We start from the raw sequence: 21162 nt of genomic DNA on the forward strand, positions 1-21162 counted from the left end.
GACCTCACCTCGCGCGCACGGGTGGGGCGAGCAGACCCTTCGGGATCGGACACATGTACGGGGTCTGCGCGATGACCTCGGCGTGCTCGGCGCGCGCCGCGGCGAGCAGGTCGGGCCGGGTGAGCAGGTCGAGGCCCGTCGTGGCGATCACCGTGGCGGCGTGGGTGAGTGCCTTGTGGGCGGCGGGCAGCTTGCCCTGCGCGACGTACTGCCAGGTGTGCCAGGGGGTGCCGAACGCCACCGCGCAGCTGAGGATCTGCACCGTCGGGGTGATCCAGCTGACGTCGCCGACGTCGCTGGACCCCGAGTTCAGGTGCCGGTGCTCGGGTGCCGCGAGTGGGGGGACGCCGTCGTCGAGACACCGCGGATCGTCGGCGGCGAGCCCGGCGGCGATCCGGGTCCGGCGGACCTCGTCGGGGGCGAACCCGGCGCTGAACGTCGCGGCGAGTGCCTGGTCCGCGGCGTCGAACGGCACGCCGCCGATCCGGACGAGATTCGCGTGCAACGCCTCCTCCAGGACCTGGTTCGGCAGGATCTCCGCGCTGGCGCCGTCGAAGCGCACCTCGAGGGTGGTCGAGGTCATGAGGGCGGCGCCCTCTGCGACGGCGACCACTCGGTCGTAGAGCTCCTGCATGGCGGGCACGGTCTCCGCACGCACGAGGTAGTAGACCTCGGACGACGCGGGGACGACGTTCGGGGAGGCCCCGCCCGCGTCGGTGAACGCGTAGTGGATCCGCGCGGTGTCCGGCATGTGCTCGCGCAGGAAGTTCACCCCGACGTTCATCAGCTCGGCGGCGTCGAGGGCGCTGCGTCCGAGATGCGGCGAGACGCCGGCGTGGCTCGCCCGACCGGTGAAACGGAAGTGTGCCTGGGCGTAGGCCAGGCAGCGCCCCTGGGTGGAGACGGTGCCGGTGCCGCCCGCGGGGTGCCAGGTCAGGGCGGCGTCCACGTCGTCGAACGCGCCGGCGGCGGCCATGAACGACTTACCGGCCGCGGCCTCCTCGGCAGGGCAGCCGTAGTAGCGCACTCGGCCGGGGAGGCCGTTCGCGCGCAGGTGACGGGCCAGGGCCACTGCCGCGAGCAGAGAGCCGGCGCCCAGGAGGTGGTGACCGCAGCCGTGGCCGTCCCGTCCCTCGCCGTCCGGCGTGCAGGTGGTGGCACCGGACTCCTGGCTGAGGCCCGCGAGCGCGTCGTACTCGCCGAGGAAGACGATCAGCGGTCCGCCGGATCCCGTCTCCGCCTGGAACGCGGTGGGGATGCCGGCGATCTCGCGGGTGACCGTGAACCCCTCAGCCTCGGCGACGGCGATCTGGCGGGCAGTCGCGTCGTGCTCCTGCCAGCGGAGCTGGGGGGCGTCCCAGATCGCGTCGCTGAGGGCATGGAAGGTCGGGGCGAGGCTCTCGACAAGCTCGGTCAGGGACATCAGGCCTCCAGGGTGGTGCGGGTCGCGCCTGCCGGACGGCTGCGTTGCCTGTCGAGCAGCTCGGCCCGCAGGGCGGGGTCCAGTGCGGCTTCGACGACGGTCAAGGCCAGCGCCTTCGCCCCGTCGAGCACGGCGGCGTCGGCCTGCGGCGTGGCCGCGGCAGCCGTGAAGTCGGCGTGGTGCGGCACGGAGTCGTTGCCCAGCACCGAGACCAGCGGGTGGATGGCCGGCAGCACCTGCGACACGTTGCCCATGTCCGTGGAGCCGCCGCCGAGCACGCGGCTCGGGTCGAGGACGCGGCCGAGCCCCTGGATCGTCCGGTTCCAGACCTCCGCCAGCCCGGCGTGCGGGGCCAGCGGCGCGTACGGGTGCTCGGTGCGGCGGTGCGCCCAGGAACAGCCGGTGGCGACGGCGCCCGCCTCGAAGCAGGCCAGGACGCGGCGCCGCAGGTCGCGCCATTCGTCGAGGTCGTAGGCCCGGATCTCCAGTTGGACGACGGCGCGTTCCGGGATGATGTTGGTGGCCTCGCCGCCGTGCGAGACGAAGGCGTTGACGTTGACCTCGGGACTGAGCTGCTGGCGCAACAGGCCGAGGGCGGTCAACGCGACCGTGGCCGCGGCGCCCGCGTTGACCCCCTTCGTCGGCGCGCCCGCGGCGTGGGCGGCGCGGCCGGTGTAGGTGATCTCCAGGCGCTCGACGGCGGTGCTGCGCATGGCATCGCACGGAGCGTCCGCCCCGGTGCCGCCGTGGGCCATCAGGGAGAAGGTCACGTCCTCCCACGCTCCCGCGAGCAGCAGGTCGACCTTGCCCCCGCCGTGTTCCTCGGCAGGCGTGCCGAGCAGCTTCACGCGCAGGTCCAGCTCGTCGGCGACCTCGGCGAGCGCGGCGGAGGCCCCGACGGCCATCGCGGCGATCATGTTGTGTCCACAGGCGTGCCCGATGTCCGGCAGCGCGTCGTACTCGGCGCACACCGCGACCGTCAGCTCGCCGACGCCCGCCACGGCCTCCACCGCGGTGGGGATCCCGTACGCACCCAGCTCGGTGGCGAACCCGGCCGCCTCGGCCGACCGGGCGACCAGGGCCGCGGCGGCGTGCTCGGCGTAGGAGACCTCGGGGTTCGCGTGGATGGCGTGGCTGAGCGCGATCAGCTCGTCGGCCCGGGCGTCGACGGAGGCGGTGACCCTGTCCTGCAGGGTCTTCACAGCGGTGGTCATGGCAGGTCTCCGATCAGCAGTAGGGAACGGTCACGGCGAGACCTCCGTCGGAGGTCTCCTTGTAGCGGGAGGACATGTCCCGACCCGTGCGACGCACGGTCTCGATCACGACGTCGAGCGACACGACATGGGAACCGTGGTCCCGCAGGGCCATCCGGGCGGCCGAGACGGCCGTCCCCGCGGCGATCGCGTTGCGCTCGATGCAGGGCACCTGGACCAGCCCCGCGACGGGGTCGCACGTCAGGCCGAGGTGGTGTTCCAGGGCGATCTCGGCGGCGTTCTCGACCGCGGCGGGTGATCCGCCCAGAACGGCGCAGTACCCGGCCGCGGCCATCGCCGCGGCCGACCCGACCTCGCCCTGACAGCCGACATCGGCCCCGGAGATCGACGCGTTGCGCGCGACGACCCCGCCGACGGCCGCAGCGGTGAGCAGGAAGCGGGGAACGGCCGCGCCGTCCCCGGTCGACGTGACGTGGTGGTAGAGCACCGCGGGCACGATCCCCGCCGCCCCGTTGGTGGGAGCGGTGACGACGCGGTGGCCCGCGGCGTTCTCCTCGTTGACGGCCATCGCGTACGGCTGCAGCCACTCCGGGGAGTCCAGGGGGACGGCGGCCGCGCGCAGCGCCGCGGCGAGGATGCCCGCCCGTCGTCGGGTGCCGAGCCCGCCGGGCAGCACGCCCCGGCCCACCAGTCCCGCCTCGAGGCAGGCCCGCATCGCGGCCCACCGGTGGGCGAGGCCGCGGTCGAGAGCCGCGCCACCGTGGCGGGCCGTCTCGTTGGCCCGCATGAGATCGGCGATGTCGCAGCCCTCCCGCGCGCAGAGCGCGAGCAGCTCGTCCGCGGAGGCGTACGGGTACGGGACCGGCGGCCCGGCGGGCTCCTCGCCGATCTCACCGTCGACGACCACGGCCCCGCCGCCGACTGAATAGGCGACGGTCTCGGCGAGCCGGGTCTCCCCCGCCCATGCCCGCATCCGCAGTGCGTTGGGGTGGCCCGGCAGACGCTCGCCTGGCACGAGCCGGACATCGGCGGTGCGGACCCGCACGGTCGGTCCCTCGACCAGGCCGACAGGCGCACCGGAGCCGAGCGCCGCCCAGCTCCCCCGGACCTCGGCCGGGTCGCACGTGGCGGGGTCGAGGCCGCGGAGCCCGGCCACGACGGCGTCGGGCGTGCCGTGGCCGAGTCCGGTCGACCCGAGGGAGCCCAGCAGCTCGATCTCGAGCCGGTCGACGGCGTCCTCGAGTGTCCGGGCGAAGGCGGTCGCCGCCCGCATCGGCCCCACCGTGTGCGACGAGGAGGGCCCGATCCCGACGGAGAAGAGGTCCAGCACCGAGCGCAGACCCGCGGTGGTCACGCCGACTCGCGGGACCGGGTCACGAACACCGCGAGGACGGCGACGATCAGCGCGAGACAGGCACAGATCACCCAGACCGCCACGTAGGCGGACTCCGCGGCGACGGTCTTCGGGCCCATCTGGAGCACCAGGGCGGACATGACCGCGGCGAACACGGCGCCCGCGACCGAACCCGCCGCCGTGCGGGCGGTGTTGTAGAGCCCCGAGGCGATCCCGACGGAGTCCGCGGGCGCCCGCGCCACGACGATCGTCGGCAACGTGGCCGCGACCAACCCGCCGCCGAGGCCGAGCCCGGCCTGCCAGACGAGGAAGGCCACGAGATCGTGGTGGAAGACCGCGGTCGCCAGATAGGAGGCCGCGGACAGCACGGCGCCGGTGATCAACGTCCCCGCCGCGCCGATCCGGGCGGTCGTCCGAGCCGCGAGCGTCGTCCCCAGGAACATCGCCGCGCCCAGCACCACCAGGGCCCCGCCGAGCGCCGTCCCGGACAGTCCCAGCCCGAACCCGACGGTTCCGGGATCGGTGCCGAGGAAGACGGCGTTGGGCGCCGAGCTGCCGAACAGGTGGGCGCCGAAGACGAACGCCGCGAGCAGCGGCAGGCCCTGGGCTCCGTCGCGGATCATGTCCAACGGGACGAGCGGGTGCGCTGCCCCGGCGTTCTCCCCCGCTCGCTCCCGGACGATCGCGAACTCCAGCGGGAGGAACGCGGTGATCGCGCCCTGCAGGACCCGCCCGACCAACAGCAGGGTGAACGACGGGGCCAGCGCCACGATCACCGAACCCGGGGCGACCAGGGAGGCGGCCACCACGAGGAGCCGCTGGTGGCCGTAGACGTCACCGAGCTTCGACAGCAGCGGCACGCAGACGACGGTCGAGAGCAGCGCGGACGCCGTGATCCAGTTGGCGTCGGCCGACGTCAGGCCGTACCGCTCGACGAAGCTCGGCAGCAGGAGCGAGATCCAGCCCTGCGTGATCCCGGACGCGAGCTCCATGACGACCAGGAAACCGACGACCGAGGCGACGCGGGCGGGCCTCGGGGCGGGTAGTGCGACAGTGGGACCGCTGGACATCCCGACACACTCCAAGGGGGTCTGACGACGGGGACGGAGAGATCGTGGGGTTCTCACCGCAGAGTTCGCACTCATGCGCAGATTTCGACCCGGATAGGGTGTTCCCGTGCAGGATCCGGTTGCTCTCGACGAGGTGGACCGCCGAGTCGTCCACGCACTGCAGGTCAGCCCGCGAGCCTCCTGGTCGCAGGTCGGCGCCGTGCTCGGCATCGACCCCGTGACGGTCGCCCGCCGCTGGGAGCGGCTGCGCGACGGCGGAGCCGCGTGGGTCACCGCGTACGCCGCCGCTCCTCGCAGCCCCTTCGCGCTCGTCGAGATCGACAGCGCCGGCCACTCACAGGACATCGCCGCGCTCCTGGCGGACGACCCACAATGCGCCACGATCGACATCACCTCCGGCGGCCGCGACCTGCTCCTGACAGTCACCTCCCGGACGATGGCCGAGCTGACCGAGTACCTCCTGGGCCGGCTCGGTGCGCTGGCCCACACTCGCGCGGTGCGCACCCACCTCGTCACCCGGGTGATCGCCGAGGGTGCGAGCTGGCGGCTCGCGGCGCTCACCGAGACCGAGACCGCCCGGCTCCGCGAGCCGCCGATGCCACCCGCACGGGCCCGCGCAGGCCTGAACGCGGACGAGCAAGCCGTGCTTGATGCGCTGGTCCACGACGGGCGTGCGCCCACCGCCGACCTGGCCGCCCGTACCGGGCTGGGCCCACGGCGAGTCCGTGACCTGCTGCGCGACCTGCTCCGTTCGGGCCGGGTGACGCTGCGGACCGAACTGCAGGCCGGGAGCAGCGGCTGGCCGATCTACGCCTGGTTCTTCCTGCGCACGCCCGCCGCGGCGGCCGCCGTGATCAGCCCCAGGCTCGGCTCGCTGCCCGAGATCAGGACGGTGCTGGAGATCGCGGGCCCCAGCAACGTGATCATGGCGGTGTGGCTGCGGGAGCTCACCGACGTCGGCAGGCTGGAGGCCGCGATCGAGAGCCAGCTGCCAGAGGTCCAGATCGTCGACCGCTCCGTGGTTCTGCGGACGACCAAGCGGGTCGGGGTCGTGCTCGACTCGGCGGGTCGACGGCTGCGCACCGTCCCGATGCAGCGCTGATCGCGGCTACGACGTGAGGCGTCGACGTTTGGGTCAGGCGGTGACGGGCTGAGTTGCCCTGCGGCGGGCGCGGTGGACGCGGGTCACGAGGATCGCCACTGTGATCGCTCCGAGCACGGTGGGCACTGCCACCAGGCGGAAGATCACCTCACTCGCCACGCCCTGAGTGAGCAGCAGCCCGCCGACGAGCGGGGCGACGAGGGACCCGACGCGGCCCGCCCCGAAGGCCCAGCCCACCCCCGTCGCACGGACCTCCGCCGGGTACAGCGCCGCGGTGACGGTCGACAGGGCCTGGTTCACCCCGATGGCCAGGAACCCGATCGCGCAGATCAGCACCACCAGCAGCCACGACTTCGCGAACACGGCGGGCACGATCAGGATGAGCACGGCGGCCACGGGCAGGCCGATGGTGAGGGAGGCGAAGTCCCCGCGCCGGTCCACCAGCCAACCCTGCGTCAACCCGCCGACGGTGTTGGCGAGCAGGCAGAGCGACATCGCGAGGATGGCGACGTGCTGCGGCACGCCGACCTGGGTGAGCAGGGTCGGCAGCCAGCTGTAGAGGAAGTAGACGATCACGAATGTGGCGAACCAGCTCAACCACAGCAGCACGGTGTCGACCGCGCGACCCTCGCCGAATAGCCGACCGACCGGGATCCGGGGCGCTTTCCGCTCGGGCACCGCGTCGGACAGGTCGATCTCAGCGGTCGACAGTGCCGGATCGATCCGGCCCAGGCTGCGCCGAACCTGCTCGACACGTCCGCGGACCGCGAGATACATCAGCGACTCCGGCAGCGCACGCAGCGCGACGGCGACCAGTACCAGCGGGAACGCGACGCCGACGAGGTAGACGGACCGCCAGCCGAACGCAGGCACCATCACCGCGGCGACCTGACCGCACAGGAACCCGCCCAACGTGGTGCCCGCCAGCACGACCAGGATGGCGCGGCCACGCGCTCGGGTGGGCATGAACTCCCCGGCAACGGCGACGAGGTTCGGGATGACCGCCCCCAGCCCGATCCCTGCGACGAACCGGACCACGGCCAGCATCTCGACCGACGAGACCAGCACGATCGTGGCGGTGGCCAGCGAGTAGACGACCGTGGCGATCAGTAGCACGGTGCGGCGGCCGATCCGGTCGGCCAGTGGGCCGAGGGTCGTGGTGCCGACCAGCATGCCGACCAGTCCGACGGTCAGCGCGGGCCCGAACTCGCCGGCGGGGACTCCCCAGTCCGCCGACATGGCGGGCAGCAGGTAACCGATGGCGAGGGCGTCGAACCCATCGGCGACACCCAGGAGGAGACAGAGCAGCACGACCCGGCGTTGGAACCGGGACACGGGGGCGGAGTCGATCAGCTGGCGTACCGAGGGCGCTGCGGTGGGCCCCATGGCGATGTCCTCTCGAGAGTCAGAGGTTGATGAAGGTCGGGAGGCGCTTCTCCAGGAGAACCGACACGGCCTCCTGATGGTCACGGGTGAGGGCGGCGGGGATCTGGGTGCGGTTCTCCAACTCGACGGCCGCCTGGAAGCTCGGGACCAAGAGGCTCCTTCCGGCAGCACGGAGGACACACTGTTCCTCCACGGCGGGATGCCTCCGCGATCCTGACACGTGATACGAAATACGTCTACCGTCTCAATACGTCGAACGAAGGAGCTCTCGATGGAGCTTGGCCTGCACGTCGGGTATTGGTCGGCAGGGCCCCCACCGACTGCCGCCGAGGCGGTGATCGCGGCCGAGCGACTCGGCTTCGAGTCGGTCTGGACCGCCGAGGCCTACGGCTCGGACTGTCTGACGCCGCTCGCCTGGTGGGGCTCGGCCACCGACTGGATCACACTGGGCACCAACATCCTCCAGATGGCGGCGCGCACGCCCACCGCCACCGCGATGGCGGCGTTGACCCTGGACCACCTCTCCGCCGGACGGTTCGTCCTCGGTCTGGGCGCCTCGGGACCACAGGTAGTGGAAGGCTGGTACGGGAGCGCTTACCCGCGCCCGCTCGCCCGCACCCGCGAGTACGTCGACATCGTGCGGAAGGTGTGGGCGCGCGACAAGCCGGTGAGCTTCGACGGGGACTTCTACACGCTGCCGTACCCGGGCGGCGCCGGGCTGGGTAAGGCGCTGAAGTCCACCGTTCACCCGCTCCGCACCGACATCCCGATCCACCTCGCCGCGGAGGGCCCGAAGAACGTCGCGCTGGCCGCCGAGATCGCCGACGGGTGGCTCCCGCTGTTCTTCTCTCCCAGGGCCGACGGCTTCTACCGGGAGGCGCTGGCCGAGGGGTTCGACCGCCCTGGGGCGCGCCGGACACCCGCGGACTTCCAGGTCTCCGCGACCGTTCCGGTCATCGTGGACGACGACGTCGAGCGGGCCGCCGACCGCGTCCGGCCGATGCTGGCGCTCTACATCGGCGGGATGGGCGCGAAGGAGGCCAATTTCCACAATCAGGTCTTCGTGCGACTGGGCTACGAAGAGGCCTGCGTCCGGATCCAGGAGCTCTTCCTGAACGGGCAGCGTCAAGACGCCGCAGCGGCCGTTCCCACCGCGCTGGTCGAGGACGTCGCACTGGTCGGACCGGCGGGCAAGGTCCGGGAGGAGCTGGCGCGCTGGGAGCAGACGGTGGTCGACACGCTGATCGTCTCCGGCGGGCCGGACTCCCTGGAGGCCATCGCCCGCGTGGTCCGGGGGTGATCAGCCGGTCGTATGCTCCCGGCATGGTTGCGCCCTCGCCCGCCGTCGAGCGGATCCTGGACGCGGCGGACGCCTGCTACGCCCGCTTCGGGATCGCGAAGACGACCATGGAGGACGTGGCCTCGGCCGCCGGCATCTCCCGAGCCACCCTCTACCGGACCTTCGCGGACCGCGAGGCGCTGCTCACCGCGCTGGTCAGGCGGCGGGCCAAGCAGAACATGACGCGCACGCGGCCGCGGCTGCTCACGCTGCCCACCCTCGCCGAACGCGTCGTCGAGGGCATCGTGCTCAACGTCAAGGTCGGGCACCGGGACCCGCTGGTCCACGTGCTGGTCTCGCCGGAGCAGATGGCGCTGGCCACCTCCTTGCTCAGCACGACCGGCCTGGCGACCGAGCTGACCCGTGAGTTCTGGGAGCCGATCCTCCTCGCGGCTCGGGAGTCCGGCGAGCTCCGGGCGGGGATCGATGTCGAGGCGCTCTGCACCTGGTTCTCCCACCTGGAGATCATGTTCATCACTCAGCTGGACGACTCGGCGGACTCCCTCGCGAGAGTCCGTCGGATGGTCGCCGAGTTCGTGGTCCCCGCCCTGACCTAGTCTCCGCGCCGGCCTAGTCTCCGAGGTCCGCCGCCAGCTCGCGGTGCAGGTGCTGGCAGGACTGCTCGTTGCGGCCGTAGAGGAACGTGCCCTCGGGATGTGCCTTCGCGTTCTGCTGGATGGTGACCTCCATCGGCCAGTCCTCCTTCGACGCGGCCTCCTCCAGGATCTCCCAGCTGCGCATGATCCGGCCCTCGATCCGCTCGGTCCGCTTCTCCGGGCGGACCAGGAAGCGGATCTGCGTGGTCGAGCGGCCCGCGGTCTCGAGATCGGGCCAGACCGTCCAGAACTCGACGTGGTCGGGCGTGGAGATGACCATCGAGTTCGGGTAGAGCATGAGGTTGCTGCCCATGTAGCGGAAGCTCGCGTCGACCTCGTCACCGGCGCGTGCGGCGTCCCCCATGCGGGTCCGCGGACTGAACGACTGGCCGTGCCTTCCGTACTGGCGCCACACGCTGGTGTTGGTCTCGATCAGCTTGCCGACGCCGGTGGGATGCAGGAACTTCGGGTGCAGGACGTCGATCGCGCCGTCGAGCACGATCTTCCAGTTGATGTCGAGGGTGAAGGTCTTGTCGAGGAAGATCTCCGCGCCGTCCAACCCGAACGGGACGAGCTGCTCGTCGACCTCCGGACCCAGCCAGTCGTCGATGTCCCAGTCCTGTGCGCCCGAGAGGTCGGCGAACAGGAAGCCGTGGCGCTCCTCCACGCGGACGGTGTGCAGGCCGTGCCTGTCCTTCTCGACGTGGGTGTAGAAGTCGTCGTAGGGGACGCCGCGCAGCGTGCCGTCCTCCCGGCCGTAGCTCCACCCGTGGTAGTGGCAGGTGAAGACGCGCTTCTTGCCGCACGGCTCGTCCTCGACCCGGCCGCCACGGTGGCGACAGATGTTGAGGTAGCCGTTGACCGTGCCGTCGGACCGCCGGACGACGATCAGGGGGATCCCGAGCACGACCCGGGTCATGAAGGAGCCTCGCTCGGCGATCTCCGAACCGTGCCCGATGATCACCGGCAGCCGCGTGAGCAGGTCCCGCTCGCGCGCCGCGCGCTCCTCACTGACGAAGTGCGAGATGGGGACCCGCAGATCCGTCGGGGACATCTCCGTGGTGCCTGCGCGCAGGTGCGTGACGAGCAGGTCGGCGACGTCGCTGTTCAGCAGGGTCATGACTCGGTCCCCCGGGTGGTGGTCAGCGGCACCGCGTCCGGCGGCACCTCGGGATAGGACGCGCGGATGTCGCGCTTGAGGATCTTGCCGCCGAGCGTGCGCGGCAGCGGCGCACCCGTCCCGACGATCCACTTCGGACGGCGGTAGTCGGCGAGCACCTCGCCGACGTGGGCGGCGAGCTCGGCGACGTCCACCCGGGAGACATCCGGGACGACGAGCATCGGGACCTCGCCCCATCGGGCGTGCGGCACGCCGACGACGGCGCACTCCTCCAGGCCCGGCCGACCGGCGAGCACCGTCTCGATCTCCGCCGGATAGACGTTGAGCCCGCCGGAGATGAGCATGTCCTTGGCCCGGTCGACGAGGGTGAGGAACCCGTCCGCGTCGAGCCTGCCGATGTCGCCGGTGTGCAGCCAGCCGCCGGCGAGCGCCTCGGCCGTCGCCTCGGGTCGCTTCCAGTAACCGGACATGACCGACGGGCCGCGCAGCAGGACCTGGCCTGCCTCGCCGACCGGGACGTCCCGGTCCGCGCTGTCGACGACCCGGATCTCGTGGCCGAGTAGGACGCGCCCGACCGATCCCACGTGTTCGGCGGCCTCGTCCTCGTAGAGCAGGGTGGCGTATCCGCCTGCGAACTCGGTCTGCCCGTAGCCCTGCCGCATCCCGACGCCCAGTCGCTGCCAGGCCCGGATCACCTCGATCGGCATGGGCGCGCCCGCACCGACCCCCGCCCGCAACGCGGACAGGTCCGCCCGCGCGAGATCCGGGAGCGCCAGCACGCCCTCCCACACGACCGGGACGGCCGAGCAGACGGTGATCTGCTCGCGTTCGAGCAGCTCCAGGATGCGGGGCGGGTCGAAGGTGCCCTGCACGATCGCGGGCGCGCCGGTGGTCAACGACTCCCGCAGGTAGCTCGACGTGCCGCCGGTGAAGGCCAGCGGGATGATGATCAGCACGCGGTCGCGCCAGGTCAGCGCGTCCGCCACCGCACGGGCGGACCCGCTCGCGACGATCGCGCGGTGCGAGAGCATCGCCCCCTTCGGCACGCCGGTGGTGCCGGAGGTGTAGGCGAGCAGCGCGACCTCCTCCGGATCGAAGGACCGGGCCGGCGGGGCGTGGCCCGGCTGCCGCCAGTCGTCCAGGAGCAGGCAGCCCTCGACCGGCTCGGTGGTGATCACGGTGAGGCCCGGGACCGCGGGCAGGACCGACACGAAGGCGGCTTCGGTCACGACGAAGCGGGTTCCCGCGTCCGTGACGGGGTGGACCATCTCGGCGGCGGTGAACCGGATGTTGAGCAGCTCGACGGTGGCCCCGACTCGGAACGCGGCGTGCATCGCCTCCACGAACTGGACCCGGTTGGTCATCAGGATCCCGAGCACGTCGCCCGGGCGCAGGCCCGCCTCGTACAGGCCCGCGGCCAGCTCGTCGGTCGCCCGGTCCAACCCGGCCCACGTGTACTCGCGCTCGGCGAACCGGACCGCGAGTCGGTCCGGCAGTCGCCGGGCCCAGAAGCTCAGGAGCCGGGAGGCGTGCATCCGAGCACCTCCTCGGTGTGCTCTCCCAGGCCGGGGGCGAGTGTGGGGGCGAAGTCCTCGCCGACGACACGGATCGGGCTGGCGGCGAAGCGCAGCCCGTCGACCTCGTAGGTGGACGCGCGGGCGGTGAAGTGGGGGTCGTCGAGCAGGTCCGCGGGCGTGTTGACCGGTCCACCCGCCACGTCGTGGGCGAGGAACAGGTCCGTCCACTCGGTCCGGGTCCGGGTCCGGAACAGCGCGTCGAGCTCCCGCCAGACGTGCAGGGCGCGTTCCTCGACGCCCTCGTCCACGGTGGCGAGGTCGACCTCCAGCAGGTCCGGGCGATCCACCGCCGTGCAGAAGTGCTGCCAGAACTTGGTGGTGTGCGACCCGAAGACCATCGCACCACCGTCCTTCGTGGCGTACGCGTCCAGCAGCGGCCAGTCCGGGAGGCGGCCGTCGACAGTCCAGCCGGGCCGTGGCACGGTGCGATCGACGTTGAGCGCGGCGTCGATCCTGTCCGGCATCCAGGCGGTGGCCACGTCCACGCTGCTGACCTGGACCCGGACGGGCTCGCCGGTCGAGCGAGCCTTGATCACACCGGCCAGGACCGCCATCGCCCCGTAGGCGCCCACCGCGTACATGGCCTGCGGGGTCTCCCCCGAACCGCCCATGACTCCCGGCGGCGACGGGTGGTCGGTGTCGACCGTGCGCAGGCCCGCGTAGGCGTCGAACCACATCCCACCGGTCGCGAGATCTCGGTAGGGACCGTCCGCTCCGGTCCCGGAGACCTCGCACAGCACCGTCTGTGGCCGGACCCGGCGCAGGACCTCGAAGCCCAGGCCCAGGCGCTCCAGATAGCCGTGTCGGGTGCCTTCGACCACAGCGTCCGATTCCGCGGCGAGCCGCAGGAAGGCCTGCCGACCGGTGGCCGAGCGCAGGTCCAGCTCGATGCTGCGTTTGCCCCGGTTCCAGCGCAGGTGCATGAACCCCGGCCCCTCCGGCCCGTCGACGGCGCGAGCTCCGGCGAACCGGACGCCCTCACCCCGTCCCGGGGTCTCGACCTTGATCACGTCCGCACCGAGGTCGGCGAGGTGACCCCCCACCGACGAAGGCGCCAACTGCGCGACCTCGAGGATTCGGACGCCACTCAACAACGAGTACCCGCTCACCCGTCCACCGTGACACGTGAGACAGATTCCGTCAAGCGTCTCAGACGTCGAGCAGGCCCTGGAGCTCGCGGTGAAAGATCTGGTTGACCACCTCGTTGCGGCCCAGCAGCATGCCGCCCGCGCTCGCGCTGGCCAGGCCGATCTGCGCGGACCGCAGCAGCGGGAAGTCCTCCTGGTGCAGTACCGCCAGCAGGATCTCCCAGTTCTTGTCCCAGGTGGCCTGCCACTTCTCCTGCGTCAGCCCGCTGGCCTCGACGCTCGGCACGAGCAGCCGCATCTCCATCCGGCACCAGGCGGGGTCGGACGGGTGCGGACGGAAGGTGAGGAGCTCGAAGTGGTCGTCCGGCTGCCGCAGCAGGGTGCTGTTGGGCAGCAGGAAGTGTCCGTCGATGACGTACCGGCCGAGATCCCGGTCGCCCGCGTCCTCCTCCAGCCACCGGTCGATCTTCTTGCGCGGGGAGAGCATCCGGGCATGCCTGCCGAAGTCCTCCACGACCTGCACGTTGGTGTGCACGTGCTTTCCCGCGGTGTTCGGGTGGGCGTATTGGATGTGGTAGTTGTCGGTGAACGCATCCTGCATGAGCTTCCAGTTCGCGGGCTCGTCGAAGCCCTCGGACCGGATCGCCCGCAGGTCCTCGAGCCCGTAGCCGGCGAGGATCGCGTCCACCTCGGGGCCGAGCCAGTCCGCGACGTCGATCGGCACGCCCACGGCATCGACCATCCAGACCAGGCCGTGCCGCTCCTGCGTCGGCAGGGCCGGACCCCGCCTGCCGCCGACCTCGACGAAGACCTGCGCCGAGCCGTCGTCCTGGCGCTCGACCCTCACGAGGTTGCGCGGCATCCGCACGGTCAGGACGTCTCCCGCGGCCGCGATCTCGGACCCATGGGCGACGATCGACGGGACCCGACCGAACACCAGGTCACGTTCGCGGCGGGCGATCTCGGGATCGCGGTACTGCTCGGGTCCGAAGGGGACGACCGACGCGAACTCCTCGGTCGTGCCCTCGCGCAGGTGGTCCAACGCCCGCTGGATCCGGTCACGGCGCGGCGTACTGGTCATCGCGAACCCCCTCGTTCGACGTTATCTATGCCATCTAGGTTTACACCCTGCGTCTGCCGAGCGGAAGCCGGGCGGATAATGGCCGTTATGCCACGCCCGGCGAAGCCGCTGATCCGCTACGACGCGGTGATCGAGACGTCCTTGCGGATCATCGACACCGAGGGGCTCGACGCGTTCAGCCTGCCCCGACTCGCTCGCGAGCTGAACGTGCGCGCCCCGTCGCTCTACCACCACTTCGCCGACAAGGCGGAGATTCTGCGCGGAATCGCTCGAGCGATCGTCCTCGAGACCCGCCTGCCGGACCCGGCCACGACACCGACGTGGATCGAGTGGTTCGTCGGCCTGAGCCTGAACTTCCGCGAGGTGGTGCTGCGCCACCGCAACGCCGCGCCGGTCCTGCTGCAGTTCATGCCGCGGGATGTACTGATCCAGACCTACGACAACAGCGCGCGGGTTCTGGCGGAGCTGGGCGTCCCGCCCGCACAGCAAGTGCTCCTCCTCGACGGGATGGACAAGCTGACACTCGGCGCCTCGATCACCGAGGCCGCCCGGGACCCCGAGGACGCCGACCAGGTCTTCAGCCGGGTGGACCCGGACCGGGAGCCGACGCTCGCCCTCGCGGTCCAGGAGAGTGGACTTTCCCCCGACCAGGTGTTCGCCGAGTCCATCCGGGCGTTCCTGCGCGGGGCGGCACCCGAGGTCCCTGCCGACGCGCCGCCGCCCGGCCTGCTCCTGCGGGACGGCACGGTCGGCGATCTCGACACCCCTACCGCCTCCTGAACCTATAGCCATAAGGTGCAGGGATGCACCCGTTCCGCTTCGGACTGACCAGCACCGGCGCGAGCGGGCCGTGGCTCCCCTTCGCCCGTCGTGTGGAGTCCCTCGGGTTCTCGACGCTGCAGGTGCCGCAGCATTTCAGCATGGCGTCGGTGCCGCCGGTGGTCGCACTCGCCATGGCCGCGGGGGCCACCGAGTCGCTGCGCGTCGGCACCCTGGTGCTGGACAACGAGGCGGCCCACCCCGCCGTCGTCGCCCGCGACGCCGCGTGGCTGGCCCGGGAGACCGGCGGGCGGTTCGAGCTCGGGATCGGGGCGGGCTGGCTCGCCGCTGACCACACGATGCTGGGCGGGACGTGGCGGGACGCCGCCGAGCGGGTGGATCGTCTCGCCGAGGCGCTGGAGCTCATCCGGGCCTGTTGGGCGGGCTCCGCGAGCCACGACGGCACGCACTACACACTGTCCGACCTCCCCTCCGGCACGGCGACGGATGGTCCGCCGCCGGTCCTGGTCGGCGGTGGCGGAGCCCGGGTGCTGGCGCTCGCGGCGCGTCACGCGGACATCGTCGGGATCGCGCCGATCATGCGCACGGGCCGGATCGGCAGGGCCGCCGCGCGCACCACAACGCGGGACCTCGTGGCGGAGAAGGCCGCTCGCGTGCGGGCCACTGCGGATCGCCCCGTCGAGCTCCAGGTCACGGTCACCGCCGTGATCGACGGCGACGACACGGCCAGACTGGAGCGCACCGCCGCGACCTTCGACGTCAGCCCGGACCGGGTACGCGGCCTGCCGTCGGTCCTGGTCGGTTCGACCGCCGAGATCGCGGACACCCTCCGCGCTCGCCGGGAGGAGACCGGGATCAGCTACATCTCGGTCAACGAGGGGGTACTCGAGCGGATCGCACCCGTGGTGGCCGCGCTTGCGGGCACCTGAGCGGAGACGCCCGCGAGGTACGTCCGGACCGCCCGCTCGACCAGGTCCTCCCCCGCCGCGCCCCCGGACTCGATCGCCTCGACGAGATAGGGGTAGCGCTCCCGCTCCACACCGCGCGGGACGTGGGTGCGTCCGTGCACCGCGTCCCCCGCGTCGGCGAAGGCCATTCCGAAGACGAGCTTCTCCAGGCCGCGCATCACCAGCCACCGGTCCGCGGCAGGCAGGCCCGCCTCGGCGAGCACCCGCGCGCCGCGCTCGTGCGAGGGCATGATCACCGTGTTGGGAAAGAATCCGAAGAGCAGCCCCGCCGCTCGCGGGTGGGCCATGATCAGCCGGTAGGTGCCCAGGCAGAGCCGGGTGAACCAGTCGTGCCACTCCCCCGGCGCCGGGTCCGGCCCCGTGGAGACCTGTGAAAGCAGCGTCCGTGCGGCCTCGGTGAGCAGGTCCGAGCGGTTCGCGAAGTGGTGGTAGAGCGACGGGCTGCGCACCCCCATCGCCCGGGCCAGCTTCTCCAGCGAGAAGGACTCGTAGCCCTCCTCGTCGATCAGCCGGAGCGCGGCGTCGACCGCCGCCTCACGGCTGATCAGTGGCTGTTTCGGACGAGGCACCCGATCAGCCTAGTGCGCAGCCCAGGATCGGTTGGCGCTCATCCGAGCGAGCCCGCGACCGAACGCAGCTCGGGGTGCTCGTCGAGGATCCGGCGGCGAGCGATCTTGCCACTCGCCATGCGGGTGAGCGGCGTCCGCTGGACCACGACGTGCCGCGGGACCTTGTACCCCGCGAGCCGCTCCCGACAGAAGGCGGTGACCAGGTCGGGATCCAGGTGCGCCTCGGCGTAGACGATCGCGGCGGGCGTCTCGCCGAACCTGGGGTCGTCCGCGGCGACGACGCAGACCTCGATCACCTCCGGGATCTCCGCCACCACCGCCTCGATCTCGGACGGCGCCACGTTGTACCCACCGGTGATGATGATGTCCTTGAGCCTGTCGACCACGCGGATGTAGCCCTCCGAGTCCATGATCCCGACGTCGCCGCTGTGGAACCAGCCGTCCCGCATGGCGTCGGCGTAGGCGTCGTCGTTGCGCCAGTAGCCGGGCGTGACCCCGGGTCCCGACACGATGATCTCGCCGGGCTCCTCCGGGTCGCAGTCCGTGCCGTCCGCCCGGACGGCCCGGTGTCGGGTGAACACGGTGCCGCGGCCGATCGACTCGGGCCGCCGCTGCGCCTCTTCCGCCGGGTTGAGGGTGGACAGCCCGCCGAGTTCGGTCATCCCGTAGGCCTGCCGCAGCAGGACCCCCTTGTCCACCCAGGACCGCAGCGTCGAGACGGACGTGCGGGCACCCGCCACCGACATCGGCTCCACAGCCGACAGGTCGGCCTCGGCGAACGCGGGCAGCGCCGCCATCTGTTCGTAGAGCATCGGGACGCCGGTCATGACCTGGATGCGCTCCTCGACGAGCCTGCGCAGGGTGGTCTCGGGGTGGAAACCCTTCTCGTAGTACATCGTGACCCCGCGAGTGAGCGGGTGCACGAAGTGCCACAGCAGGCCGGGCGCCCCGGCCATCGAGAGGACGTAGATCATCCGGGCGCCGGGCCGGATCGCGGGCTCGGCCATGGCGATCTCGGCGATGAGATTGAAGGTGCTGCGGTGGGTGAAGATCACGCCCTTCGGCTTCGAGCTCGTGCCGCTGGTGTAGACGATCTGCGTGACGTCGTCCGGGCCCGCCGCCGGCCGGGGCACCGGCGGCGGATCCGCGTCACGTGGAGCGGTAAACTCCGCGAGCCCGTGCAGCGCCTCATCGACGATCGCCGCGGCGATCCGTGGGCGGTGCGCCTCGTCGGTGAGGATCACCCGGGGCTCGGAGTCCTGCAGCAGGTAGCGCAGTTCGTCGCTGGTGAACCGGTTGTTGAGTGGCACGACGACCGCCCCGAGCTTGAGCGCTCCGAACCCGGCGACGACCCATTCGAGGGCGTTGTCGCCGATGATCGCGACCCGGTCGCCGACGCCCACACCCCAGTCCGCCAAGCGGTGCGCCGCGGCGTCCGTCCAGCGGTCGAGGGTGCGGTAGTCGACGACGTCCGTCCCGTCGAACACGATCGCGGGGCGGTCCGGAGCCGCCTGCGCCCAGTACCTCGGACCGTCCATCACCAGCTGAGCCATCGCGCTAGGCCTCCGGAGTGAACAGGATCGGCAGGTCCAGGACCCCCCGCACCTGGCTGGCGTGCGACACGACCTGCTTGGCCGGGTCGACGCGGTAGTCCGGGATCCGCTTGTGCAGCTCCTCGAAGACCAACGAGATCTCGATCCGGGCGAGGTGGGAACCCAGGCAGCGATGCGGGCCGGAGCCGAACGAGAGATGCCGGTTCGGCGTGCGGTCGACCTTGACGACGTCCGGGTCCGGGAACTCCCGCCCGTCCCGGTTGGCCCCGTGGAGGACCAGCAGCAGCTGGTCGCCCTCCTTGAGGTCGACGCCGCCGAGTGTGACGTCATGGCGCACGCGCCGCCCCATCGAGACCGCCGCCTCCATGCGGAGCATCTCCTCCACCGCGGCCGGGACGAGCGACGGGTCGTCGATCAGCCGCTGTCGCTCGTCGGGCCGATCCGCGAGATGCATGACCGACCAGGCCAGGGTGCCGGTCACGGTGTGCAGACCCGCGATGAGCAGGAGGAAGAACATGTTGCACAGTTCCTCGTCCGACAGCGGCCTGCTCACGCCGTCGAGCTCGATCTCCTGGTGGACGATCTGCGAGGTGATGTCGCTCGCCTCGGCCCCCCGGGCGCGCCGGTCCGCGACGATGCCGCCGAAGTAGCCGAAGAGCTGCCCGGCGGCCGCCTCCCGTGCCGCGTTGCTCTCCTCCTCGGTACCCCCCGGGACGCCGCGCAGGGTCGTGTCGGTGGCCTGGGTGAACATCGGTGCGTCGTCGAGCGGCCACTCCATCAGCGCGAGGAACACCCGGGCGGGCAGCTCGTGGGCGAACTCCGAGATGTACTCGGCCGATCCGCGGGAGGTGAACCCGTCGAGCAGCTCGTTGATGATCGCGCGGATCCGCGGCTCGAGCGCCCGCATCCGGGTGGGGCTGAACAGCGGCTGCAGCGCCTTGCGGAACGCTGTGTGGTCCGGCGGGTCGATCTCCAGCGGGATGAACCTCCCGGCACCGTGCGGGACCAGGTTGTTCGGGAAGCTGGAGTAGGTCTCCGGGTTCCGCAGCACCTCGTGGACCTCGTCGTAGCGGGTGACGACCCAGTGGCCGCCGTACTTCTCGGAGTACATCAGCGGTGACTGCTCGGCGAGCGCCTGGACCGCGTCCCCGACCCGGTCCACAGGATGGGTCAGCGCGGGGTCGTAGATGTCGAAGTCCGTCCGGAGGTGCTCCGGCACGGATCGGAGGCTCGTGGTCATGTGGCGGGACTCCTGTCGACGTTGATCAGGAAGAACGATCGAGCATCAAAACCTTATTGTCCTAGGTTTTGGGGTGTCAACAGGCGGCCGCCTGGCCGGTTGCCGTACCCGCCCCGGAAGCCACCTGACAGATGACGCGACAGGTCACTCTGTATCATCCAGTGCGTCAGCGCACCTTCTCGTAGCGGTCCGCGACGTCGGTGTACTCGTCCCGGATCGCCCGCTTGCTGAGCTTGCCGCTCGGCAGCCGGGGCAGTTCGGTGGAGCGGAGCACCACGTAGCGCGGGACCTTGTAGTCCGCCATCTGGCGCCCGCAGTGCTCCACGATCGCCTCCGCCGTGACGCCCTCGTCCGCGGTGACGATCGCGGCCGGGGTCTCGCCGAACCGGTCGTCCTTGGCCGCGATCACCGAGACCTCACGGACCCCGGGGATCGCGCTGATCACGGCCTCGATCTCCACCGGGGACAGGTTGATCCCGCCGGAGATGATCAGGTCCTTCATCCGGTCGACGAACGTCAGCCTGCCCTCGGCGTCGCACACGCCGAGGTCACCGCTGTAGAGCCAGCCGTCCTGGAAGGCGCGGCCGGTGGTCTCCGCGTCCTGCCAGTACCCCGGGGCGACACCGGGCCCGCGCAGCAGGATCTCGCCCCGCTCGCCCGGGTCGCACTCGCTGCCATCCGGCCGGACGACCTTCACCTCGGTGAACGCCGAGCCGCTGCCGCAGGAGTCCGGGTGGGTCTCCGCCTCCGAGGGCCAGGTCGCCGTGGCGACCCCACCCGCCTCGGTCATGCCGTAGATCTGGCGCAGCTTCACGCCCTTGGAGCCCCAGGCCTCCAGCAGCGGCACGGAGACCGCCGCCCCGCCGACCACCGCGGTCTTGAGATTCGACAGGTCCGCCCCGGCGAACTCCGGGGCCTTCGACATGACCTCGTAGATCAGTGGGACGCCGAAGATCGTCTCGATCCGGTGCTCGTCGAGCGCACGCACCGCCCGCGAGGGATCCAGCTGGGCCTCGACGACCAAGGTGCCGCCCAGCACGACCTGCATGACCAGGCCCCACACCAGGCCCGGGGTGAAGCAGAGCGGCAGGAGTAGCAGGCTGCTGCCGCCCGGGCGCAGCCCCTCCTCGCACAGCGAGGCCTCGAACACGATGTCCAGCAGGGTGCGGTTGGTGCAGATGACACCCTTGGACAGCCCGGTCGACCCGCTGGTGAACAGCAACGCGACCGGCTCCTGGGGATCCCGGTCGACCCGGAACCCCTCGGTGCTCCCGCCGCGCAGTGCCGCGAGCTCCGGCAGCGGGATGGTGTCGACCTCGCTGCCCAGCTCACGTGCCTGCGCGATCCCCGCCTCGAAGGCCGGGTCGGCCACGACCAGCCGTGCGCCGGAGTCGCCGAGCAGTGTGTGCAGCTCGGGGCCGACCAGCCGCGGGTTCAGCGGCACGAGCACGCCCCCGGCCTTCATCACCCCGAGGGCGACCGCGGCCCATTCGGGAGTGTTGCCCCCGAGGAGACCGACCCGGTCCCCCTCGGCGACGCCCCGCTCGTGCAGGGTGCGGGCGACGGCACCGGACCAGTCCCGCAAGGTGCGGTAGTCGACGACGTCCTCGCCGAAGACCAGGGCGGCCTGGTCACCCTTCGTCCGTGCCCACCAGTGGAGGGCGGAACCGACCGATGTGGCCATGGTGGGTCCTCTCACGCG

The 21162-nt window shown here is 71.5% G+C and carries 19 protein-coding genes; 5 read left to right on the top strand and 14 right to left on the bottom strand.

Annotation, left to right across the window (positions count from 1 at the left end; translation table 11 throughout):
• Positions 1-4: 4 nt before the first annotated feature.
• From ABD993_RS14700 to ABD993_RS14715, 4 genes are read right to left on the bottom strand one after another with little or no spacing between them, the layout of a single operon-like run.
• On the bottom strand, positions 5-1423 hold the full coding sequence (locus tag ABD993_RS14700; protein ID WP_345417505.1) for an amidohydrolase: 1419 nt from the start codon (positions 1421-1423) through the stop codon (positions 5-7).
• Positions 1423-2637, bottom strand: coding sequence for an amidohydrolase (locus ABD993_RS14705; protein WP_345417508.1), 1215 nt, complete (start codon positions 2635-2637; stop codon positions 1423-1425). Before ABD993_RS14705 ends, ABD993_RS14700 begins: the two co-directional genes overlap by 1 nt.
• A 13-nt stretch (positions 2638-2650) precedes the next feature.
• Positions 2651-3991, bottom strand: coding sequence for an L-serine ammonia-lyase (locus ABD993_RS14710; RefSeq protein ID WP_345417511.1), 1341 nt, complete (start codon positions 3989-3991; stop codon positions 2651-2653).
• A complete protein-coding gene (locus ABD993_RS14715; RefSeq protein WP_345417513.1) occupies positions 3988-5061 on the bottom strand; it encodes an MFS transporter in 1074 nt (357 codons plus the stop codon). The genes ABD993_RS14710 and ABD993_RS14715 overlap by 4 nt, the downstream gene beginning before the upstream one ends.
• A gap of 106 nt (positions 5062-5167) precedes the next feature.
• Here ABD993_RS14715 and ABD993_RS14720 point away from each other — a divergent pair, with 106 nt between their 5' ends.
• On the top strand, positions 5168-6163 hold the full coding sequence (locus ABD993_RS14720) for an Lrp/AsnC family transcriptional regulator (RefSeq protein WP_345417515.1): 996 nt from the start codon (positions 5168-5170) through the stop codon (positions 6161-6163).
• A gap of 33 nt (positions 6164-6196) precedes the next feature.
• Here ABD993_RS14720 and ABD993_RS14725 read toward each other — a convergent pair whose 3' ends face one another.
• Both ABD993_RS14725 and ABD993_RS14730 read right to left on the bottom strand, forming a co-directional pair.
• Positions 6197-7549, bottom strand: a complete 1353-nt coding sequence (locus ABD993_RS14725; RefSeq protein WP_345417517.1) for an MFS transporter — start codon at positions 7547-7549, stop codon at positions 6197-6199.
• Positions 7550-7568: 19 nt separating this feature from the next.
• The gene (locus ABD993_RS14730; RefSeq protein WP_345417520.1) at positions 7569-7700 is read right to left on the bottom strand and encodes a hypothetical protein; all 132 of its coding nucleotides are present in this window, start codon (positions 7698-7700) and stop codon (positions 7569-7571) included.
• A gap of 120 nt (positions 7701-7820) precedes the next feature.
• Here ABD993_RS14730 and ABD993_RS14735 point away from each other — a divergent pair, with 120 nt between their 5' ends.
• Both ABD993_RS14735 and ABD993_RS14740 read left to right on the top strand, forming a co-directional pair.
• On the top strand, positions 7821-8849 hold the full coding sequence (locus tag ABD993_RS14735; RefSeq protein WP_345417523.1) for an LLM class F420-dependent oxidoreductase: 1029 nt from the start codon (positions 7821-7823) through the stop codon (positions 8847-8849).
• A 23-nt stretch (positions 8850-8872) separates the two neighbouring features.
• On the top strand, positions 8873-9445 hold the full coding sequence (locus ABD993_RS14740; protein ID WP_345417526.1) for a TetR/AcrR family transcriptional regulator: 573 nt from the start codon (positions 8873-8875) through the stop codon (positions 9443-9445).
• 13 nt (positions 9446-9458) lie between these two features.
• Here ABD993_RS14740 and ABD993_RS14745 read toward each other — a convergent pair whose 3' ends face one another.
• The 4 genes from ABD993_RS14745 to ABD993_RS14760 are packed head-to-tail and all read right to left on the bottom strand — an operon-like array spanning position 9459 to position 14350.
• Positions 9459-10604, bottom strand: coding sequence for an aromatic ring-hydroxylating oxygenase subunit alpha (locus ABD993_RS14745; protein ID WP_345417529.1), 1146 nt, complete (start codon positions 10602-10604; stop codon positions 9459-9461).
• Positions 10601-12139 (bottom strand): class I adenylate-forming enzyme family protein, encoded by a 1539-nt coding sequence (locus tag ABD993_RS14750; protein ID WP_345417532.1) that lies wholly within the window; start codon positions 12137-12139, stop codon positions 10601-10603. The genes ABD993_RS14745 and ABD993_RS14750 overlap by 4 nt, the downstream gene beginning before the upstream one ends.
• Positions 12118-13290 carry a CaiB/BaiF CoA transferase family protein gene (locus ABD993_RS14755; protein WP_345417534.1) on the bottom strand — a complete coding sequence of 391 codons (1173 nt, stop codon included), beginning with the start codon at positions 13288-13290 and terminating at the stop codon, positions 12118-12120. The genes ABD993_RS14750 and ABD993_RS14755 overlap by 22 nt, the downstream gene beginning before the upstream one ends.
• A 40-nt stretch (positions 13291-13330) precedes the next feature.
• Positions 13331-14350 (bottom strand): SRPBCC family protein, encoded by a 1020-nt coding sequence (locus ABD993_RS14760; RefSeq protein ID WP_345417537.1) that lies wholly within the window; start codon positions 14348-14350, stop codon positions 13331-13333.
• Positions 14351-14437: 87 nt separating this feature from the next.
• Between ABD993_RS14760 and ABD993_RS14765 the strand changes: the two genes are divergently transcribed.
• Both ABD993_RS14765 and ABD993_RS14770 read left to right on the top strand, forming a co-directional pair.
• Complete coding sequence (locus tag ABD993_RS14765; protein ID WP_345417540.1) at positions 14438-15130, top strand: TetR/AcrR family transcriptional regulator; 693 nt, start codon at positions 14438-14440, stop codon at positions 15128-15130.
• A gap of 23 nt (positions 15131-15153) precedes the next feature.
• On the top strand, positions 15154-16059 hold the full coding sequence (locus tag ABD993_RS14770; RefSeq protein WP_345417543.1) for a TIGR03621 family F420-dependent LLM class oxidoreductase: 906 nt from the start codon (positions 15154-15156) through the stop codon (positions 16057-16059).
• Here ABD993_RS14770 and ABD993_RS14775 read toward each other — a convergent pair.
• From ABD993_RS14775 to ABD993_RS14790, 4 genes are all read right to left on the bottom strand, one after another.
• Positions 15990-16667 carry a TetR/AcrR family transcriptional regulator gene (locus tag ABD993_RS14775; RefSeq protein ID WP_345417546.1) on the bottom strand — a complete coding sequence of 226 codons (678 nt, stop codon included), beginning with the start codon at positions 16665-16667 and terminating at the stop codon, positions 15990-15992. The two genes, ABD993_RS14770 and ABD993_RS14775, sit on opposite strands and share 70 nt — an antisense overlap.
• A 38-nt stretch (positions 16668-16705) precedes the next feature.
• Positions 16706-18220: a class I adenylate-forming enzyme family protein gene (locus tag ABD993_RS14780; protein ID WP_345417549.1), complete on the bottom strand. Its 1515-nt coding sequence runs from the start codon at positions 18218-18220 to the stop codon at positions 16706-16708.
• A 4-nt stretch (positions 18221-18224) separates the two neighbouring features.
• Positions 18225-19460, bottom strand: coding sequence for a cytochrome P450 (locus tag ABD993_RS14785; protein ID WP_345417552.1), 1236 nt, complete (start codon positions 19458-19460; stop codon positions 18225-18227).
• A gap of 166 nt (positions 19461-19626) precedes the next feature.
• On the bottom strand, positions 19627-21144 hold the full coding sequence (locus ABD993_RS14790) for a class I adenylate-forming enzyme family protein (RefSeq protein ID WP_345417555.1): 1518 nt from the start codon (positions 21142-21144) through the stop codon (positions 19627-19629).
• Positions 21145-21162 lie beyond the last annotated feature (18 nt).

This window comes from Pseudonocardia xishanensis, assembly GCF_039541715.1.
GTDB classification, from domain to species: domain Bacteria; phylum Actinomycetota; class Actinomycetes; order Mycobacteriales; family Pseudonocardiaceae; genus Pseudonocardia; species Pseudonocardia xishanensis.

Excerpts from the sequence above, each read along its gene's own strand:
- ABD993_RS14700 (WP_345417505.1), bottom strand. The coding sequence starts at position 1,423 with ATGTCCCTGACCGAGCTTGTCGAGAGCCTCGCCCCGACCTTCCATGCC.
- ABD993_RS14705 (WP_345417508.1), bottom strand. The coding sequence starts at position 2,637 with ATGACCACCGCTGTGAAGACCCTGCAGGACAGGGTCACCGCCTCCGTC.
- ABD993_RS14715 (WP_345417513.1), bottom strand. The coding sequence starts at position 5,061 with ATGTCCAGCGGTCCCACTGTCGCACTACCCGCCCCGAGGCCCGCCCGC.
- ABD993_RS14725 (WP_345417517.1), bottom strand. The coding sequence starts at position 7,549 with ATGGGGCCCACCGCAGCGCCCTCGGTACGCCAGCTGATCGACTCCGCC.
- ABD993_RS14735 (WP_345417523.1), top strand. The coding sequence starts at position 7,821 with ATGGAGCTTGGCCTGCACGTCGGGTATTGGTCGGCAGGGCCCCCACCG.
- ABD993_RS14740 (WP_345417526.1), top strand. The coding sequence starts at position 8,873 with ATGGTTGCGCCCTCGCCCGCCGTCGAGCGGATCCTGGACGCGGCGGAC.
- ABD993_RS14745 (WP_345417529.1), bottom strand. The coding sequence starts at position 10,604 with ATGACCCTGCTGAACAGCGACGTCGCCGACCTGCTCGTCACGCACCTG.
- ABD993_RS14750 (WP_345417532.1), bottom strand. The coding sequence starts at position 12,139 with ATGCACGCCTCCCGGCTCCTGAGCTTCTGGGCCCGGCGACTGCCGGAC.
- ABD993_RS14760 (WP_345417537.1), bottom strand. The coding sequence starts at position 14,350 with ATGACCAGTACGCCGCGCCGTGACCGGATCCAGCGGGCGTTGGACCAC.
- ABD993_RS14765 (WP_345417540.1), top strand. The coding sequence starts at position 14,438 with ATGCCACGCCCGGCGAAGCCGCTGATCCGCTACGACGCGGTGATCGAG.
- ABD993_RS14770 (WP_345417543.1), top strand. The coding sequence starts at position 15,154 with ATGCACCCGTTCCGCTTCGGACTGACCAGCACCGGCGCGAGCGGGCCG.
- ABD993_RS14780 (WP_345417549.1), bottom strand. The coding sequence starts at position 18,220 with ATGGCTCAGCTGGTGATGGACGGTCCGAGGTACTGGGCGCAGGCGGCT.
- ABD993_RS14785 (WP_345417552.1), bottom strand. The coding sequence starts at position 19,460 with ATGACCACGAGCCTCCGATCCGTGCCGGAGCACCTCCGGACGGACTTC.
- ABD993_RS14790 (WP_345417555.1), bottom strand. The coding sequence starts at position 21,144 with ATGGCCACATCGGTCGGTTCCGCCCTCCACTGGTGGGCACGGACGAAG.